The organism is Streptomyces sp. NPDC039462, from assembly GCF_055639375.1.
The window spans coordinates 425,985-443,685 of sequence record NZ_JBVKAO010000006.1; the positions used below are offsets into that span (position 1 = coordinate 425,985).

17 protein-coding genes are annotated in these 17,701 nt (G+C 73.2%); 12 read left to right on the forward strand and 5 right to left on the reverse strand.

Annotation, left to right across the window (positions count from 1 at the left end):
- The first annotated feature begins 7 nt into the window (after positions 1 to 7).
- From dapD to ACZ7LU_RS30335, 10 genes are all read left to right on the forward strand, one after another.
- On the forward strand, positions 8 to 997 hold the full coding sequence (gene dapD / locus ACZ7LU_RS30290; protein WP_471918547.1) for a 2,3,4,5-tetrahydropyridine-2,6-dicarboxylate N-succinyltransferase: 990 nt from the start codon (positions 8 to 10) through the stop codon (positions 995 to 997).
- Positions 998 to 1,142: 145 nt separating this feature from the next.
- On the forward strand, positions 1,143 to 1,703 hold the full coding sequence (locus ACZ7LU_RS30295; protein WP_398307828.1) for a SigE family RNA polymerase sigma factor: 561 nt from the start codon (positions 1,143 to 1,145) through the stop codon (positions 1,701 to 1,703).
- The gene (locus ACZ7LU_RS30300) at positions 1,700 to 2,929 is read left to right on the forward strand and encodes a WD40 repeat domain-containing protein (protein ID WP_471918548.1); all 1,230 of its coding nucleotides are present in this window, start codon (positions 1,700 to 1,702) and stop codon (positions 2,927 to 2,929) included. Before ACZ7LU_RS30295 ends, ACZ7LU_RS30300 begins: the two co-directional genes overlap by 4 nt.
- Before the next feature lie 86 nt (positions 2,930 to 3,015).
- Positions 3,016 to 3,438, forward strand: a complete 423-nt coding sequence (locus ACZ7LU_RS30305) for a phage holin family protein (protein WP_398307565.1) — start codon at positions 3,016 to 3,018, stop codon at positions 3,436 to 3,438.
- Positions 3,435 to 4,004, forward strand: coding sequence for a DUF3618 domain-containing protein (locus tag ACZ7LU_RS30310; RefSeq protein WP_468083839.1), 570 nt, complete (start codon positions 3,435 to 3,437; stop codon positions 4,002 to 4,004). The genes ACZ7LU_RS30305 and ACZ7LU_RS30310 overlap by 4 nt, the downstream gene beginning before the upstream one ends.
- The gene (locus tag ACZ7LU_RS30315) at positions 4,001 to 4,267 is read left to right on the forward strand and encodes a DUF4235 domain-containing protein (protein WP_398307569.1); all 267 of its coding nucleotides are present in this window, start codon (positions 4,001 to 4,003) and stop codon (positions 4,265 to 4,267) included. The genes ACZ7LU_RS30310 and ACZ7LU_RS30315 overlap by 4 nt, the downstream gene beginning before the upstream one ends.
- Positions 4,268 to 4,336: 69 nt before the next feature.
- Positions 4,337 to 5,149: an SDR family NAD(P)-dependent oxidoreductase gene (locus ACZ7LU_RS30320; RefSeq protein ID WP_471918549.1), complete on the forward strand. Its 813-nt coding sequence runs from the start codon at positions 4,337 to 4,339 to the stop codon at positions 5,147 to 5,149.
- Between the two features lie 68 nt (positions 5,150 to 5,217).
- A complete protein-coding gene (locus ACZ7LU_RS30325) occupies positions 5,218 to 6,018 on the forward strand; it encodes an SGNH/GDSL hydrolase family protein (RefSeq protein WP_398307573.1) in 801 nt (266 codons plus the stop codon).
- A 104-nt stretch (positions 6,019 to 6,122) separates the two neighbouring features.
- Positions 6,123 to 6,866, forward strand: coding sequence for an antibiotic biosynthesis monooxygenase (locus ACZ7LU_RS30330; RefSeq protein ID WP_398307575.1), 744 nt, complete (start codon positions 6,123 to 6,125; stop codon positions 6,864 to 6,866).
- Between the two features lie 71 nt (positions 6,867 to 6,937).
- Positions 6,938 to 7,837 (forward strand): SRPBCC family protein, encoded by a 900-nt coding sequence (locus tag ACZ7LU_RS30335; RefSeq protein WP_468083846.1) that lies wholly within the window; start codon positions 6,938 to 6,940, stop codon positions 7,835 to 7,837.
- A gap of 29 nt (positions 7,838 to 7,866) precedes the next feature.
- Here the strand turns inward: ACZ7LU_RS30335 and ACZ7LU_RS30340 are convergent, their stop codons facing one another.
- Positions 7,867 to 9,711: an endonuclease/exonuclease/phosphatase family protein gene (locus ACZ7LU_RS30340; RefSeq protein WP_471918550.1), complete on the reverse strand. Its 1,845-nt coding sequence runs from the start codon at positions 9,709 to 9,711 to the stop codon at positions 7,867 to 7,869.
- Positions 9,712 to 9,959: 248 nt separating this feature from the next.
- Here ACZ7LU_RS30340 and ACZ7LU_RS30345 point away from each other — a divergent pair, with 248 nt between their 5' ends.
- Positions 9,960 to 11,417: a hypothetical protein gene (locus tag ACZ7LU_RS30345; RefSeq protein ID WP_470981208.1), complete on the forward strand. Its 1,458-nt coding sequence runs from the start codon at positions 9,960 to 9,962 to the stop codon at positions 11,415 to 11,417.
- 102 nt (positions 11,418 to 11,519) lie between these two features.
- On the opposite strand, the gene ACZ7LU_RS30350 is transcribed toward ACZ7LU_RS30345, so the two are convergent.
- From ACZ7LU_RS30350 to ACZ7LU_RS30360, 3 genes are all read right to left on the reverse strand, one after another.
- Positions 11,520 to 11,975 carry a hypothetical protein gene (locus ACZ7LU_RS30350; protein ID WP_471918551.1) on the reverse strand — a complete coding sequence of 152 codons (456 nt, stop codon included), beginning with the start codon at positions 11,973 to 11,975 and terminating at the stop codon, positions 11,520 to 11,522.
- A gap of 26 nt (positions 11,976 to 12,001) precedes the next feature.
- The gene (locus ACZ7LU_RS30355; RefSeq protein WP_468083853.1) at positions 12,002 to 13,165 is read right to left on the reverse strand and encodes a chymotrypsin family serine protease; all 1,164 of its coding nucleotides are present in this window, start codon (positions 13,163 to 13,165) and stop codon (positions 12,002 to 12,004) included.
- Between the two features lie 66 nt (positions 13,166 to 13,231).
- Positions 13,232 to 13,471, reverse strand: coding sequence for a hypothetical protein (locus tag ACZ7LU_RS30360; RefSeq protein WP_398307586.1), 240 nt, complete (start codon positions 13,469 to 13,471; stop codon positions 13,232 to 13,234).
- 257 nt (positions 13,472 to 13,728) lie between these two features.
- Here ACZ7LU_RS30360 and ACZ7LU_RS30365 point away from each other — a divergent pair, with 257 nt between their 5' ends.
- Positions 13,729 to 15,183, forward strand: a complete 1,455-nt coding sequence (locus ACZ7LU_RS30365) for an alkaline phosphatase PhoX (RefSeq protein WP_471918552.1) — start codon at positions 13,729 to 13,731, stop codon at positions 15,181 to 15,183.
- A 21-nt stretch (positions 15,184 to 15,204) separates the two neighbouring features.
- Here the strand turns inward: ACZ7LU_RS30365 and ACZ7LU_RS30370 are convergent, their stop codons facing one another.
- Positions 15,205 to 17,640, reverse strand: a complete 2,436-nt coding sequence (locus ACZ7LU_RS30370; protein ID WP_471918553.1) for a protein kinase domain-containing protein — start codon at positions 17,638 to 17,640, stop codon at positions 15,205 to 15,207.
- Positions 17,641 to 17,701 lie beyond the last annotated feature (61 nt).

The following is a 17,701-nucleotide window of genomic DNA, read 5'->3' on the forward strand; positions in this document are numbered from 1 at the left end:
TTCACCCATGACCGACACGAATGCTTCCCGCACCACCGGCGCCGTCGCCGCAGGCCTCGCCACCGTCGCCGCCGACGGCACCGTTCTCGACACCTGGTTCCCCGCCCCCGAGCTCGCCGACGAGCCCGGACCCGCCGGCAGCGAGCGGCTGAGCGCCGAGCGCGCCGTGGAGCTGCTCGGTGAGGGTGCCGCGAAGGCCATCGGGCCGGACGCCCGCCGTGGCGTGGAGGTCATCGCGGTCCGTACGGTCATCGCGTCCCTCGACGACAAGCCGCTGGACGCCCACGACGTCTACCTGCGCCTGCACCTGCTCTCGCACCGCCTGGTCAAGCCGCACGGCGTGAACCTCGACGGCCAGTTCGCCTTCCTCGCCAACGTTGCCTGGACCTCGCTCGGCCCGGTCGCCGTGGACGACGTCGAGAAGGTCCGGCTCAACGCCCGCGCCGAGGGCCTGCACCTCGCGGTGACCTCCGTCGACAAGTTCCCGCGCATGACGGACTACGTCACGCCGAAGGGCGTCCGCATCGCCGACGCCGACCGGGTCCGCCTCGGCGCGCACCTCGCCGAGGGCACCACGGTCATGCACGAGGGCTTCGTGAACTTCAACTCGGGGACCCTCGGCACCTCGATGGTCGAGGGGCGGATCTCCGCGGGCGTCGTCGTCGGCGACGGCTCGGACATCGGCGGCGGCGCCTCCACCATGGGCACGCTGTCCGGCGGCGGCAACGTACGGATCGTCATCGGCGAGCGGTGCCTGATCGGCGCCGAGGCCGGGGTCGGTATCGCGCTGGGCGACGAGTGCGTCGTCGAGGCCGGCCTGTACGTCACCGCGGGCACGCGCGTCACCATGCCCGACGGACAGATCGTCAAGGCCCGCGAGCTCTCCGGCGCCTCGAACATCCTCTTCCGCCGCAACTCGGTCACCGGCGCCGTCGAGGCCCGCCCGAACAACGCGGTGTGGGGCGGCCTGAACGACGTGCTGCACAGCCACAACTGATCACCGCCAGAAGCGCCCTCCGGCCGTCCTCGGACGCCGGAGGGCGCTTTGGTGTTTTTTCCGTGCACAGGCATAGCGGCGGGCCCCCGGACCCGTCCTCATCCATGCGGGAGGGCAACAGGCCCACCAGGGAGTGAAGGTGACGATGGATGCCCAGGAGCAGGAGAGGTTCCGGGAGTTCGTGGAGAGCAGATCGTCGGCGTTGCTGAAGACCGCCGTACTGCTCAGCGGGGGCGACCGGCACGCGGGGGAGGACCTGCTGCAGAACGCGCTCGTCAAGGCGGCGGGGCGGTGGCAGCGGATCGACGAGCCGGAGGCGTACGTCCGGCGGATCCTGTACCGCCAGCAGGTCAGCCGCTGGCGGCTGAAGTGGCCGCGGCGCGAACAGGCCGTCGCCGAGCCGCCGGAGCGCGCCGCGTCCGGCGACGGCACCTCCGCGGCGGAGCTGCGCGTCGTGATGCGCGGGGCGCTCGCCCGGCTCACCACGCGGCAGCGGACCGTGCTCGTCCTGCGCTACTTCGAGGACCTGCCGGAGGCGGAGGTGGCCGCCATCCTGGGCTGCTCCGTCGGCACCGTGCGCAGCACGACACACCGCTCCCTGGCCCGGCTGCGGGGCCTCGCGCCCGAGCTGGCGCGGCTCGAAGGACCGGACGACCGGACCACGACCGCGTCCCCCGACTTCTCGCCGATGGAGGTACGACCGTGAAGGTGACAGATCTGGTCCGTGAGTCGCTGCGGGAGCAGGCGGACCGAGGGGCGCCCGTGCCGGGGGACTTCGCCGACCGGGTGCTTGCCGTGCGCAGGCGGCGCAGGACCCGCACGATGGTGGGCGCCTCCCTCGCGGTGGTGACGGCGACCGTCGTGGCGGTGGCCGTACCGGGGATCGGCGAGAACTCCGCGGACGGGGGCCCGCGCCCGGCCAGTGAGCTGCGGAACGGCGACGTCCTCGCGCACCCCGGCCAGACACCGCCCCGCGAACTGATCGCCGCGGGCGGCACCGCGCTCGCCGCCTACAGCACGATCGAACGCGTCAAGCAGCCCGACGGCGACGCCGTCATCACCCGCACCTACCGGATCCTCGACCAGAAGACCGGCACCTACCGCAAGGCGCCCCGCTGGTCCTGGCTCGACATCGCGCCCGGCATGCGGACCGCCGCCGTCCTGGAGCGCGGCCTGCCGGCCCACCGGATCGGCCTGCTGAACCTGATGACCGGTGAGGTCGAGCGCTGGATCCCCGTGCGGCGCGGCGTCGGGGGCGTGGAGTTCTCGCCCGACGGCAGGAAGCTCGTCGCGACCACGTACGCGAAGGACCCGGACCGGCTCGACAAGGACCGGCCGATGAGCGACGGCAAGCACACGGAGCCGGGGCCCGCCGATCCGAGCAGGACCGGCTTCTACGTCCTCGACGTGGCCTCCGGGAACGGCGGTTGGAGCGAGGTGAAGACCAAGGCCGGCAAGGGGTTCGGCATGTCGGACATCAACGCGCGCCAGGACTTCGACTTCAGCCACGACGGCTCCCTGGTCTACACCGGCCGCATCCGCCATCCCGACCAGCAGTACTACGACTTCGAGGGGCACAAGAAGCGCACACCCGCGAAGGAGAGGCACCTGGCCTGGATCGTCGACGCCAGGCTCTCCCCGAACGGAAAGCTCGCCGCCGGTGACTACGTGGGCGGCGAGAAGACCACCGCCACCGAGGTCAACGACGCCCTCACAGGCAAGCGGGTCGCCAAGCTCCCCGGCCAGCAGCTCCTCGCCTGGGCCGACGACAAGCGGCTCATCGCCTGGGACATCGCGCCCGGCACGAGCGAATACCGCAGCCGTCTCGTCCTCGTCACCATCGGCAGCAAGAAGACCGTCCCGCTCAGCGGCTTCCAGTCGTCGAAGGCCGACGCCGCCGGACGCTGGCTGCCGGTCTTCGCCCGGCGCTGAACAAAAGGCGCTGATCACCCCGCGGTATGGATAGCGTGGCCCGGTCCGGGTACTCGGCCCTCCCAGCCAGAAGGGAGGCGAACCCCGTGACCGGGACCATGGGCGAGCAGCCGACGCGCGATCACCCGCAGCACTCGGTGGGAGAGCTCGTCGAGCAGGCCACCGCACAGCTTTCGGAACTCGTACGTCAGGAAATGCGGCTCGCCGGCCAGGAGATGGCCGAGAAGGGCAAACGCGCGGGCCGCGGTGGAGGGCTCCTCGGAGCGGCCGGCGCGATCTCCTACATCGGGCTCATGGCGCTGGCGGCCACAGCGGCCGCGGCACTCTCACTGACCATGCCCGTGTGGGCCGCCACCCTCATCGTCACCGGCGTGCTGTTCGCCGTGGCCGGGGTGCTCGCCGCGCTGGGGCGCAAGCAACTGGCCCGCGCGGTACCCCCCGTGCCGCAGGAGGCGATGGACAGCGTCCGGGCGGATGTCGACGAGATCAAGGAAAGGGCCCACCGATGACGGACACCCCGAAGGACTCCACGAGCACGGGTGCGAAGGGGCCGGACGAACTGCGCCGGCAGATCGACGAGACCCGCAGCAACCTGGGCGAGACCGTCGAGGAGCTGGCGGCGAAGGCGGACGTGAAGACCCGCGCCCGGGAACGGGCCGCGGTGGTCAAGGATCAGGTACAAGGAACGGCGGCACAGGTGAAGGACAAGGTGACGGAACAGGCGGCGCGCGCCAAGGGCAAGGCCGCCGACGAGGCGGGACACGCGAAGACCGTGACGGCCGAGAGCGCGGCCCGCGCCAAGGACAAAGCGGTCGAGGGCGCGGCCCGCGCCAAGGAAGCCGTGCTCGACGGCAAGGCGCGCGCGGAACAGCACCCCGCCGTGGTCCAGGCCGAGGAGAAGGTGGCCGAGGCCGCGCGCCGGGTGCAGGACGGCACGCCCGAGCCCGTACGGGCCGTCGCGAACGGCCTCGTGAGCAGCGGGCGCCGCCGCCCCGGTGCGTTCGCCGCGGCGGGCGCCGGCGTCCTGCTCGCCTACATGCTGCTGCGCCGCCGCAAGGGGGCGGGCCGGTCATGAGCGGGATCCAGGTCCTCTACAAGCCGCTCGGCATGGCCTTCGGCATGGCCGGCGGCGCGGTCGCGGGCGCGCTGTTCCAGCGCGCCTGGAAGGCGGTGGCGGGCGAGGACGACGCGCCGGACGCGCACGACGAGGAACGCGACTGGGGCGAGATCCTCGCCGCGGCCGCGCTGCAGGGCGCGATCTTCGCCGTGGTCAGGGCCGCGGTGGACCGCGGCGGCGCCATCGGTGTGCGGCGCGTGACGGGCCGCTGGCCGGGCTGACGCCGACGGTCGTCTGGCATGATCGGCGCGGGCGCCGACAGGCCGGACGACACAGAGGCTTGAGGCACGATGAACGACAGCACCACCGGAGGCACCACCAGCACCACCGAAGACGACACCACCGGCGCCGGTGACGGCGCGGGGCGGGGCGAGCGGCGTGTCGCCCTGGTGACGGGCTCCTCGTCCGGCATCGGGGCCGCCGTCGCCCGCCGCCTCGCCGCCACCGGCGTCCGCGTGGTCGTCAACTCCGCCCGCTCCTCGGAGGCGGGCGAGAAGCTGGCGGCCGAACTGCCCGACGCCGTCTACGTGCGGGCGAACGTCGCCGACGAGGGCGACGCGGCACGGCTGGTCCAGGCGGCCGTCGACACGTACGGCCGCCTGGACATCCTGGTCAACTGCGCGGGGACCACCCGCTTCATCGACCACGACGACCTCGCGGCCGCGAGCCCTGACGTGTGGCGCGAGCTGTACGACGTCAACGTGATCGGCGTGTGGCAGACCATCACCGCGGCCGTCCCGCACCTGCGGGCGAGCGGCGCGGGCAGCATCGTCAACATCTCCTCGCAGGCGGGCGTCCGCCCGAACGGCAGCTCCATCCCGTACGCGGTCAGCAAGGCAGCCGTGAACCACATGACCAAGCTGCTCGCCAAGACGCTCGGCCCCGCCGTGCGCGTCAACGCGGTGGCGCCCGGCATGATCGACACCCCGTGGTTCGACGGTGTCGAGGGCATCGAGGCCTCCATGGAGGCGGTGGCGGCACGGCTGCCGCTGGGCCGCGTCGGCCGGCCCGAGGACATCGCGGGCGCGGTGGTCGACCTGACCAACTCCGCGTACATCACCGGCGAGGTACTCCTCGTCGACGGCGGCGGCCACCTTCTCTAGCCGCCTTCCCCAGTCGGCGCCGCGGAGCCCGCGTTGACGGGGCCCGGCGCCCGGAGGAAGCTCGGCGCATGGCCACGACGCAGCACCAGCCGTACGCGCGCTACGTCGCGATCGGCGACAGCCAGACGGAGGGGCTCGGGGACGGCGACGAGGAGCACGGCTACCGCGGCTGGGCCGACCGGCTCGCCGAGCTCCTCGCCGCCCGGAACCCCGGCCTCATGTACGCCAACCTCGCCGTGCGCGGCCGCCGGACCGCGCGGATCAAGGCGGAGCAGCTGGCGCCCGCCCTCGCGCTGAAGCCGGACCTCGTGACCGTCATGGCGGGCATGAACGACCTGGTGCGGCCGGACTTCGACGCCGCGCACGTCGCCGCCGACATCGAGGAGATGTTCACCGAACTCACCGCGGCGGGCGCGCGGGTGGCCACGGTGACCTTCCCGGACATCGGGCGGGTCTCGCCGCTCGCACGGCGCGCGCTGCCCCGCGTCCTGGAGTTGAACGCCCGGATCCGCGCGGCCGCCGACCGCCACGGCGTGCTCGTGTTCGACACGTTCCCGTACCGCATCACCACCGATCCGCGGCTGTGGAGCAGGGACCGCATGCACGCCAGCCCGCTCGGGCACGCCCGGATCGCCGCGGGGATGGCGGACGTCCTCGGGGTCACCGGGCACGAGAGCTGGCTGAGCCCGCTGCCGCCGCTGGCCCCGGTGTCCGTGCTCGGGGCGGTGACGGCGGAGGCGCGCTGGTTCGCGGGGTTCATGGGGCCCTGGCTGTGGCGGCGGGCGCGGGGGCGCTCGTCGGGCGACGGGCGGCAGGCGAAGCGCCCGGCGCTCGCGGAGGTGTCGGCGAGCGGCCACCGCGGGGCTTGACTTCAAGTTCGGTTGAGGTTGGAGCGTTGTCCTTGTTCCTGCCGGGCCCGGCCGGGCGGGGATCGAACAGCAGCATCCACCTCGACCGAGACGGACGGCCCGCCATGCCCGCGACCTCCACCCTCAGCACCGGAACCCTCCCCGACCCCACCCGCCGCGACGGCGGACTCACCTTCATCAGTACGTGGAGCACCGGCTCGCCCGAGCGGCAGCGGGCCACCCTCGACGCCATCGCCAAGGCCTGGGAGACCCGCCCGTGGCCGCACGAAGGCCTCCTCTCGTACACGGTGTACGCAGGCTCCGACGGCTCGACGGTCCTGCACCACTCGCAGTGGCGCGACGAGGAGGCCTACCAGGACTTCTTCGCGAGCGCGGGGAACGGCAGGGACGCCAGGAACGCCGACATCGACGCGGCCGTCCCGGGCATCGAGCGGCTCGGCCTGAACAAGACGCGGCTGTACCGGAGCTGGACCGACGGGCGCGGGCGCGAGGGGCGCGAGCCGGGCGCGATCGTGATCGTGCAGGTCGACTTCGAGGGCCCCGACGCCGACCGGCAGCGCGCCTGGGTGGACGGGGTGGTCGAGGCCCTGGACAGCGGGCCCGCCGGTACCGACGGTTTCGGGCTGTACGCCGCGCACTTCCACCTCAGCACGGACGGCAGGCGGGTCGTCAACTACGCGGAGTGGGAGAGCGAGCAGGCCCACATCGACGCGCTCGCCTCGGCGGGCGACGGGGTCGGCTCGCCCACGCCCGAGTGGCGGCGGGTGCGGGAGTTCCCCGGCGTACGGGACGATTCGGCAGTGGCCCGGTACCGGTTCGCGTACGGCTTCGTACCGAGCAAGGCGTAGTTTCCCGGTGCCGTCCCGCCGACGGCTCCGCCTGCCTGGACAGCGTGAGGTGTCGGCGGGACGGTGGGAGCATGAGTGGCGGCGGAAGGCCGGACCGGAACAGGCTGGGCCGGCGCAGGCCCGGCAGGGCACGGGCCGACCGCGCGCAGTCCGCCGGCGGGCCCACCGACGCCGCCGAAGCAGCCGGAGCCACCCGTGCCGCCGAGGCCGCCGATGCTGTCGAGGCCGACGAGGCGGCCCGCACCGGCATGGCGTTCGAGATCGTCCGGGAGCTGGAGGTCGAGGGTTCCCCGGCCCGGCTCTGGGCCGCCCTCACCACCGGCACCGGCGGCTGGCTGTGGCCGGTGGAGTACGAGCCGCGCGAGGGCGGCGCCGCCCCCTCCGGCGGCACCGTCACCCGCTGGGACCCGCCCCACCGCCTCACCGCCCGCGTCGAGGACCCGGACCGCGTGCCGGGCCAGAGCCTCGACGAGCTCGACCACCTCATCGAGCCGCGCGACGGCGGGCGCCGCTCCTGGCTGCGCCACGTCCACAGCGGCGTCTTCACCGGCGACCGGGACGCGCGGTACGACGGCATGGTCCAGCGGACCGACTTCCACCTGCACACCCTCGGCCAGTACATGGCGTACTTCGAGGGCCGCCCCGTCACCTTCTCCGCCGTCAGCGGCCCGCCCGCCTCCGGCGCCCCGGACGCCTTCGGCAGACTCGCCCGCGCCCTCGGCCTGCCCGACGACGCGATGGACGGGGCCCGCGTCCGCGTCCAGGCCCCCGGCGGGGAACTGGACGCGGTGATCGACTTCCGCAGCCCGCACTTCATCGGCCTGCGCGCGGACGAGACGCTGCACCGCTTCTTCGGCCGCGGCCGCTTCGGTGACCGGGTCGGCGTCAGCGTCCACGACTTCGGCGCGCACGCGGACGCCAAGCGCACCGAACTGGCGTGGCAGGACTGGCTGGACCACCTCTACGGCTGAACCGGCGGTCACCGGCCGTCCGTCACCGGTCAGGGGCGGAAGCGCAGCACCTGCGGGTCGTGGTCGCTGTTCTGCTCCGCGAACTCCGCGTTGATGTGCACGCTGTCGTAGCTGAAGTCGTCCGCGTCCCCCACTCCCGGGCTGGTCAGGATCTGGTCGAGGACCTGGGAGTTGCCCTGGTAGACGTACGAGTAGCGCTCGCTCCTCGGCAGCGACTTGATGGCCGCCCGCAGCGCGCCGCCGTCCTCCAGGGCCTTGGTGGTCGCCGAGAACTCGAAGTCGTTGATGTCCCCGAGCACGACGACGTCGGCGTTCCGCTGGACCTTGCGGATGTCCTTCACGAAACCGTTCACGGCCTGCGCCTGCTTGAGCCGCTTGGCCTCGGAGGAGCGGACCGGCGGCTGGTGGTGCGAGGTCAGCCCCTCGTCGCCGCCCTTGGAACCGAAGTGGTTGGCGATCACGAAGACCGTGCGGCCGCGGAAGACGAACTCACCGGCCAGCGGCTTGCGGCTGTCCGCCCACGCGCCGTTCAGCGGGTCGACGCGCCCGGGGGAGTGGCTGAGCGCGGGCCGGCCCTTGTCCCGTACGACCTCCGTGGGCGTCGTCGCGTCGCCGGGGGCGCGCTCGGTGAAGGAGACGCGCTCGGGGTTGTGGAGGAAGACCTGCCGGATGTTGCCGCCGGGCTCGCCGCCGTCCTTGTTGTTCTGCGGGTCGACGGAGTGCCACGCGTAGCGTGGCCCGCCCGCGGCGACGATCGCGTCGGTGAACTTCTTCAGGGTGGCGTCCGCGGAGACCGTCCCGTCGTTCTTCGCGCCGTTGTCGTCCTGGATCTCCTCCAGGGCGAGGATGTCGGGCGAGGCGAGGTTCGAGACGACGGCCGCGGCCAGCGCGTCGAACTTCTCCTGCGGGTCGCCCGGGTCGAGGTTCTCGACGTTGTACGTGGCCACGGCGAGCTCGCCCTTGGCCTGCCGCCGCGTCTTCTCGCGCGCGAGGCTCTTGTCGGCGACGCCGCCGAGCTCGCGGGCCACCAGCGTGTAGCCGCCGAACTGGTTGAAGTCCAGGGGCCCTTCGGCGCCGCCGCGCAGCACGTCACCGACGTTCGCCTTGGGGAAAGGCTTCTCGGAGACGGGCGCGAGCTGCTGGATCTGCAGCCGCCCGCCGTTCTGCGCGTCGTACGAGCCGTAGACGGTGCCGCCGCGCCGGTTCCGGTTCTCGTGCTTCTTCACCGTCACCCACAGCTCGTTGTACGCGTCGGTCGCGCCGACGACCCGCGAGCTGCCGACCCGTACGTTCATGCCCTCCAGGGACTCGTACAGGTCCAGGGCGTACGAACGGGGCTTCAGCGGCAGCGCGTTGATGCTGCCGCCCTGCGCGGGGTCGCCCGCCGGAGCGTACGCGGCGGGCACGGACTTCGCGTCGATCGTGACGGGCGCGGGCAGCGGGTTGCCGGACGACTCGACGGTCACCGTCGGCTTCGTGATCTGGGTGAGGGACTGGTTGCCGGATCCGGCGCCCCCGGGAACGTACTCCGAGACCGTGCCGGAGACCCGGACCGCGTCGCCCGCCCGCACGGTGAGCGCCGCCGAGCCGGTGAAGACGAAGACCGCCTCACTGGTGGCCGGGTCGGTGTCGGCCGTGCCGGCGGCGGACTGGATCCAGAAGCCCTTGGAGCCGTACCCGCGGACGCCGGTCACGATGCCCGCGACGTCCGTGACCTGCTGTCCCGCGAGGGGCGAGACGCGGGTGGTGCCCTGGATGTCGTGGACGCGGACCTCGTCGGCGGAGGCGGCGGAGGACGAGACCGCGAGCAGTCCCGCCGCGAGGGCGATGGCGGTGACGGCACTGACGGCGGCGGATCTCGGTATCTGGGGCATCAGGGAACTCCGGATGAGGGAAGACGGTGAGGGAGGAAGAGCAGCGGGCAGCGGGCGCCCGGACGGACGCTCTACGCGCGTCAATCTCTTGCCTGACCAGGGGAGTTGTCAAGGTTCTCCGGGTGCCCGTTCGCTGTACGTCTTCTGACAGGGACATGAACCGGGCGGCATGGGGCCAAATCCGTCTAGGCTTGCGCCTTGCCGATCCGTACTCCCGGCGCCCCGCACCCCCGGAGGAGAACCAGCCGATGTCCGTAAGCCCCGCCACCCTGCCGCCGGTGCTGCTGCACTCCGAAGCGGAACTCGCGCGGGCCGCGCTCGCCACACCGCTGCTGTCCCGCGCCGTCCGGCTCGCCCGCTGGGCGGGGCCGGACACCCGGGTCGGCGCGGGCGGCGAGCTCGTCGACGCACAGCTCCCGGCGGCCGCGGCCGAGCTGGGCCTCGAAGCGGAGGGCATCGACGAGACGGACGCCGCCGCGTACACGAGCGAGGCCTGGCGGGTCGCGGTGGACACCGGCCTCGTCGAGGTCACGGACGCCGAGGAGGAGGGCGGGGAAGGCACCGTCACCCAGGGCGAGGACCTCGCGCTGCTCTCCGCGGGCAGCCCGCAGGACGTCCTCGGCGTCTGGCTCGGCGCCCTCGACACCGTGTACGCGGACGCCACCGTGCCCGACATGGAGAACCTCCTCGACGTCCTGGAGGAGAAGGGCGAGGTCGACTTCGCCGAGCTCGGCTGGGACCCGCAGGCCGAGGCCGACTTCCTGGACGGCGTCCTCGGCAACCTCTACCTGCTGACGGTGGGCGACGCCGCGGCCGGCGAGGGTCCGGTGCCGCTGCCCGCGCTCGCCGCCTCGATGATCGTCCCCGACGACATGGGCGAGCCCACCGACGACGTCCTGGAACAGGTGTCGGACGCGATGATGAAGCTCGACGACCAGTTCCGGCTCTTCGAGCCGCTCGGACTCGTCGAGTACCAGCCGGTCGACGAGGCGCTCATGGCCGACGCCGACGAGGACACCACCGAGGGTCCGGGCCCCGTCGACGAGGAGGACGTCAGCCGCTACGGCATGGTCCGGCTCACCCCCCTCGGCCTGTACGGCGTCCGCGCCCGCATGCTGGACGCCGGGGTCGACGCGCCCGCCGTCGGCGACCTCGCGGACAAGGGCGCCGACGCGCTGCTCGACGGCACCTCCGGCTTCCCGCAGCACGCCGCGCAGGCCGAGATCGAGCAGTGGCTCGCCCGGCACGAGCCGCTCGCCGCCGCACGGGAGCTGCTGGCCGCCGCGCGCGGCGGCGACGAGGGCGCCCCGCTGCGCAGGCTCCGCTGCCAGCAGGCACTCTCCCTGGTCGGGAACGAGGCGGAGCCCGCGCTCCGCGACGTCCTCGACGACCCGGAGCTCGGCGGCCTGGCCCGGGTGTGGCTCGCCGAGCACGGCGCCACGGACGTGCCCGCGCCGTCGGAGGCGCTCATCTTCTGGCTGACCATCGACACGATCGCCGCGCAGCTCGCCGCCGAGGGCAACTCGGACGAACTGCAGGGCCTGGTCGAGGGACTCGCGGAGCAGCACAGCGGCTTCTTCGCCACGGCGTGGCGGGTCGAGCACCCCGCCACGGCCGACGTCCTGGACGCGATGGGCCGCCTGCACCCCGACAAGAAGGTGGCGAAGGAGGCCCGCAAGGCGGCGTTCAAGGCGCGGAACATCTAGCCCGTCCGGCGATCGAGGACGAGCCCGAAGGGCGATGGACAGCACCCCGGGTGGGCCCGGCATCACGGGCCCACCCGGAATGCGTTCATCCCGCCGGAGGCATCAGCACTCGTACCGCGTCGTGTGCTTGAACGACGACGTCGCCCCGTCGAACCCGTACGTCCCCCGGTACGCCGGAGGATTCTGGTACTCGCCGACGATCGTGATCGTCGTCGCGCACGAGCCCTGCCCGGCGCGCTTCGCGTCGAGCCGCATCGTCTCGCCGAGCGTGCCGCCCGTGATGTCCCACGGCGCGCCACAGATCCCGGACCTGATCTGCCCGCCCGTCACCACGTGCGGATAGGTGGTCGGGTTGTACGTCACCTCGATGGCGAACGTGACGGCGCCGCTGTGCAGCGTCAGCTTGCACCCCGTCGACAGGGCCTCGGCCGACACGTCGGCGGCCGGCGCGGCGAACGCCTCGTCGCGCGTCTTGACCTCGGCGCCCTGCGGATTGTGGAAGCGGTGCTCCGACGTCCGCGAGCGGCCGCCCTTCTGCTTGCGTGCCTGAGAGGTCATGGAAAACCCTCCTTCCGTCCTGACCGTCAGGCCAGCAGCTCGGCGATCTCCACGCGGAGCAGCGCGCGGACGTTCTCGATGTGGTTGACGATGGTCGCGACCGACGAACCGGCGAAGAGCAGCCCCACCGCGACGTCGTCCTGCGAGGTCACCAGCGAACCGGAGTCGCCGCCCGCCGAGATGTTCGTCGTGACGATCTGGTCCTTGAACCGGGCCGTGCCCGCGGTGCCGTAGTTCACGTCGACCGTCGCGTCGACCGCGATGATCCGGCCGAAGCTGATGTTCGTCGTCCTGCCGGACTTCTTCACCAGGTCGCCGACGGCCACGTTGGCCTTGCGCCGCCAGGCGCGCGGGGCGCCGCTGAAGTACTGCTCACGCGTCGCGTCCTGGAAGTCGACCGCGCCGAGCGCCGCGTCCACCACGTTGTTGTGCCGCTCCAGCGGGATCTGCGGGGCGAACTGGATCGTGATGAACCGCTCCAGCGTCGCGATGCGGTCCGCCGGGTCCTGCCCGCCGTCGAAGACGCCCGGCTGCACGATCGCGCTGCCCAGCTGCGCCCGGTTGGAGTCGGCGAGCACGTGGTTGTTGGAGAGGATGTAGAACTTCGACGGTATGCCGAGACCGGCGCCGGGCGGGTCGACGGAGGCACCGGGCAGGAAGTCGTAGACCACGCTGCCGAGCGTGCCCGCGGTCACCCGCACGTTGCCGACCGAGAAGCCGGAGGGGCACGGCCGCATCCGCCGCTTGAGGAGCTGCGGCTCGAACGCGCCGCGCCCTGCGAGCTCCTCCAGCTGCGGCTGTCCGAGGCTCGCGAGCTGTTCGCTGACGCTGCCCTCCGGACCGTACGCCACCGGCGCGCGGTCCTCGGCGCGCCGGCCGCCGGGCCTGCTCTGCTGGCGCTGCGCCGCGATGTGACCGACCGCGACGACGTCGGTCGGGGTGCCGTCGTCCATCTGGCGCGGGACGACGTCCCGCTCCGGGAGCATGGACTCCGGGACCTTCTGGGTGACGAACACGACGACGGCGGGCTCGCCGGTGGGCTCCCCGTCGCTCCACTTCACGCCGTGGCCGAAGCCGACGACGTTGGACAGCGGCTGCTGGGGCCGCAGGAAGTCGGACATCGCCTGCTGACGGGAGCTGTCGCTCAGCTGACCGCCGGTGGGACCTCGCATCAGTTCGGGTCGGCTCACCACGCCAGACCACCTCTTCCCCTTTGAAGGGTGGGGTTCCGGGCTGCGCCGGGGGCATCGCTCCCGCTACGTCCCGCCGTCCTGCGCGTCGACCTCGCCGATGGCGAGTACGCGTACGGGGACACCGTCGAGCGTGTCCGGAACCACGTCTTCGTCACGGAGGCGGTCGCGGGGCACCCGGTGGGTGACGAAGACGACGATCACGTCCTGACCCGAGTGCTCGTCCCTGCCGATGCCGACTCCGGTGACATTGGCCAGCCTCATCAGCCGGCCCTCATGGAGGCCGCGTGCCTGATGTGCGTCCACTCGGCTCGCCTCCCCCTGCGGGTGGTGCAGCTCTGCACGTGGTGATGTCTATTGCGGTGTGCATCGCGGGTCAAGGTGTTTCGCGGTGATTCTTCGCTTTGCGGGCGATCCGCCCCTGTTGACCTTGTCATGAGAGGAGGCAGGAAGGAGGCCCCTCGGCGTCGAGCGGTGTTCAACCGCCGTTTATGCGGGAGCGGGACGGTGGCGCGGACAGCAGCCCGGTCGTACGTACCGCCTTCGCGTCCTCAGGAGAAACGATGTCGCTCACCCGCAGGGATTTCGCCAGACGCTCCGCGCTCACCGGTGCGGGAGTCGCCCTGGCCGGCAGCGTCGGCGCGCTCGCCACCGCGCCCGGCGCCCTCGCCGCGACGGAGGTCGAGGAGGCGGCGGACACCGCGGGCCACGGCCACGGAGGCCACCACGGCCCCGGCTACGGCCCCCTCCTGCCCGACCCCGACGGCCTCCTCGCGCTGCCCGCCGGATTCTCCTACCGCGTCCTCACGCACAGCGGCAGGACCAAGCTGGAGAGCGGCGAGTTCACGCCGTCGAACCACGACGGCACCGCCACGTTCCGGGGCCCGCGCGGCACGACACTCCTCGTCAACAACCACGAGCTCGGCGGCCCCCGCAGCAAGTGGAAGCACCCCGTACCGCTCACCGACGGCCTCGTCTACGACCCCGCGGCGGCCGGCGGCTGCACCGTCGTCGAGGTCCGCCCCGACGGGCGGGTCGCCGAGTGGGTCGGCATCGCGGGCACCGCCACCAACTGCGCGGGCGGCAGCACCCCTTGGGGCACCTGGCTCACCTGTGAGGAGACCGAGGACAGGGCCGGCCAGAACGGCATGACCAAGGACCACGGCTACGTCTTCGAGGTCGATCCCCTGGACCGGCGCGCCAACCGCGCCCCCAAGCCCATCAAGGCGCTGGGCCGCTACGCCCACGAGGCCGTCGTCGTCGACCCCAAGCGGGGCCACCTCTACCTCACCGAGGACGCCTCCAGGCCGAACGGCCTCCTCTACCGCTGGACCCCGCCCCGCGGCTTCGCCCACGGCCGCGGCAAGCTCCGCACCCTCGCCGACGACGCGGGCGTCCTGAAGGCCCCCAAGTGCTACGACTCCGGCGGCCGCTTCGTCGACGACCTGTCCCGCGCCACGAAGATCGGCACGGTCTACGGCGTCGACTGGGTCGAGGTCCCCGACCGCGACGCGCGGACCGTGCCCGTGCGCGAGCAGTTCGACGACGGCGACATCACCCGCGCCCGCAAGCTCGAAGGCATGTGGTGGGGCGACGGCGGCGTCTACATCGTCGCCTCCTTCGCCCGCGACGAGAGCCCCGTCCCGCACGACGGACAGGTGTGGTTCTACCACCCCGGCCGCCGCACCCTGACCCTGAAGGTGCTGCTCGGAGTCAACAGGGACCCCGACAAGGACGGCGCCTTCGACGGCCCCGACAACATCACCGTCTCGCCCTACGGCGGCCTCGTCATCGCGGAGGACGGCGACGGCATCCAGCATCTCTTCGGGGCGACGGAGAGCGGCCGCACGTACCCCATCGCCCGCAACGAACTCAACGCGGGCACCGAGGAGGAGCCGGAGTACAGCGAGTTCACCGGCGTCACGTTCTCACCCGACGGCAGGACCCTGTTCGCGAGCATCCAGACGCCGGGCATCCTGCTCGCCATCACGGGCCCGTGGAAGCGGCAGCGGCGCTGAGGGCCCGGGCCATGACCGGCGTCACGCGTTCCGTGGCGCGTTGACCGCCCGCAGGGACGAGGCGCCGACCCTGGCGTACCAGCCGTCGGCGTCGGCGGCGAGCCAGGTGACGGGCTCGTCGACCGGCCACTCCTCCAGCGTCCTGCCCGTACGCAGACTCAGCGCCCGGCACACCTGCCCGGCGGTCACGTAGGCCGTGCCGCCGCCGATGGCGGGCGGGCAGCGCGCGATGGCGTCGAACGACGTCCGCCACAGCTGCCGCCCGCCGCGGCCGTCACCACCGCTACCGCCGTCGCCGTCGGTGAGGTCGATGGCCTGCAAGGTCCTGGCGTCCAGCCAGTTCAGCAAGACGCCGTCCCGGGCGACCGGGCCGCGCCGGCCGCCGCCCGGCAGCGTCGGCCAGCCGGTGTCGAGCCCTGCGGTGGGGTGGCTCCACAGCCGCTTGCCGCTCTCGGGACTGAACCCGATCAGGTCCTCCCCGGCGGCGAGCAGCAGCCCCGTGCCGGAGGCGTGCCCGAGGGCCGTGGCGCCGCTCCCCGCGGTCAGCCCGAGCGGTTCCCTGCGCAGCTGCTCGCCGGTCCGTACGTCGATGAGGTGCAGCTCGTCGGTCTCGCTCAGCAGAGCGAAACGAGCGCCGCTGTGGCCGCCGGGGCCGCCGCGGCCGCTCGGCGCGGGCAGCGTGACCGGTGCCGTGCGCGCCTGCTCGTCCTTCCCGAACGCGGTGTACGTCCACGGTTCGCGGCCCGTCGCCGCGTCGAGGCAGAACACGCGGGGGTCCAGGGCGCCGGTGTCCGGTACGAGGAACACCCTGCTGCCCGAGACCGCGGGCGCCCGCCAGTCGCGCGTGTCCTCCTTGCCGCGCGTGCGGGGGGAGCCGCCCGAGGGCAGCGTACGAATGCGCAGCACCCGGTCCCGCGACGACCCGCCGCCACCGTCGTCGTCCAGTGTGACGAGCCGCCCGTCCGCGACGGCGAACCACTTCACGGCACCGTGCCACGGGCGCTCCGGCCCCCACGGATCGCCCGTCCCCAACTCGTACGCCCGCCCCATGAGTTCGGGGGCGATCAGCAAACCGCTCACGACGCCCCAGAGCGGTTCGCGGGCGGCGGCCGCGGGAGCCTTGTCGTACTGCCAGCGACTCGTCCCGTCCGCGGCGTCGACGGCGCGCACCAGCCCCTGCGTGGTGAGGCCGCTCCTCGACCCGTGCACCAGGACGGTGTCCCCGACGAGCAGGGCGGACTCGACGCCGTCCGTACCGCCCTCCGCCCCGCTCAGCACCCAGCGCTCCCGCCCGGCCCGCGCCGACCCCTTCCGCAACACGGGCCCACCCTCCTCCGCGCCCTCACCCGGAGCCTTCGGCGCCCGGACAACGGCCCAGCCGGCGACCCCCACGAGCCCGGCGCCACCGGCGGTGAGGAGGGTCCGGCGGGCGAGGGTGCGGTGGCGTTCGGTGAAGGGGGAGGTGGGTGGCGGTGGGGTCTTCTGCGGGGTGGTGGGCGGCGGGGTGGGGTGCCGGATGGGTTCGGTACGGCTGCCGCCGGCGGTCGCGTCGCTGCTGCCGGTTCCGTCACCCTTCTCGGCGCCGTTGCTCGTCTCGCCCGCGATCAGGGAACGCAGTGGTTCCTCCCGCCACCACAGGGGCCCGTCCGCGGCGGCGGTGAGGTTCAGGATCTGTGCCACCGACGGGCGTCGGTGGGGGGCCTTGTGCAGGCAGGCGGCGACGAGTGCGCGCAGGCCCGACGACTCCGGGACGCCGGCGAGGCGTGGCTCCTCGTGCGTGGCGCGGTAGAGCAGCACCGCGACGGGGCCCGAGCCGAAGGGCTGCTCGCCCGTCGCGGCGAAGGCGAGCACCGCGCCCAGCGCGAACACGTCGGCGGCGGGCCCGACATCGCCCCCGGCGACCTGCTCCGGCGCCATGAACCCGGGCGTCCCGAGCATCGATCCGGCCTGGGTGAGACCGAGGTCCCCGGCGGCGCGGGCGATGCCGAAGTCGATGACGCGCGGGCCGTCGGCGGTCACCAGCACGTTGGACGGCTTGAGGTCGCGGTGCACGATGCCCGCCGCGTGAATGCTCGCCAGGGCCTCGGCGAGACACGCTCCGAGCGACCGCACGGCCGCCGCGCCCAACGGCTCGCCCGCGGCGACCGCGCGGCGCAGGGTGACCCCCGGCAGGAACGCCGTGGCGAGCCAGGGCACGGGGGAGTCCGGGTCGGCGTCGAGCACGGCGGCGGTGTGCGCGCCCGTGACGGCGCGCGCCGCGGTCGCCTCGCGCCGGAACCGCTCGCGGTAGACCGGGTCGGCGGCGAGGTGCTCGTGCACGGTCTTCACCGCGACGAGCCGCCCGCCAGGGCTGCGGCCCAGATAGACCTGCCCCATCCCCCCGGCCCCGAGCCGCCGCACGATCCGGTGCCCTCCGAGCCGGCGGGGATCACCGTCGAGCAGCGGGGTGCCCGGCATGGGGGCCGCCCCGCTCATACGGCACCGCCGCCGCGGGGCGGGCGGATTGTGGGGGCGTAGG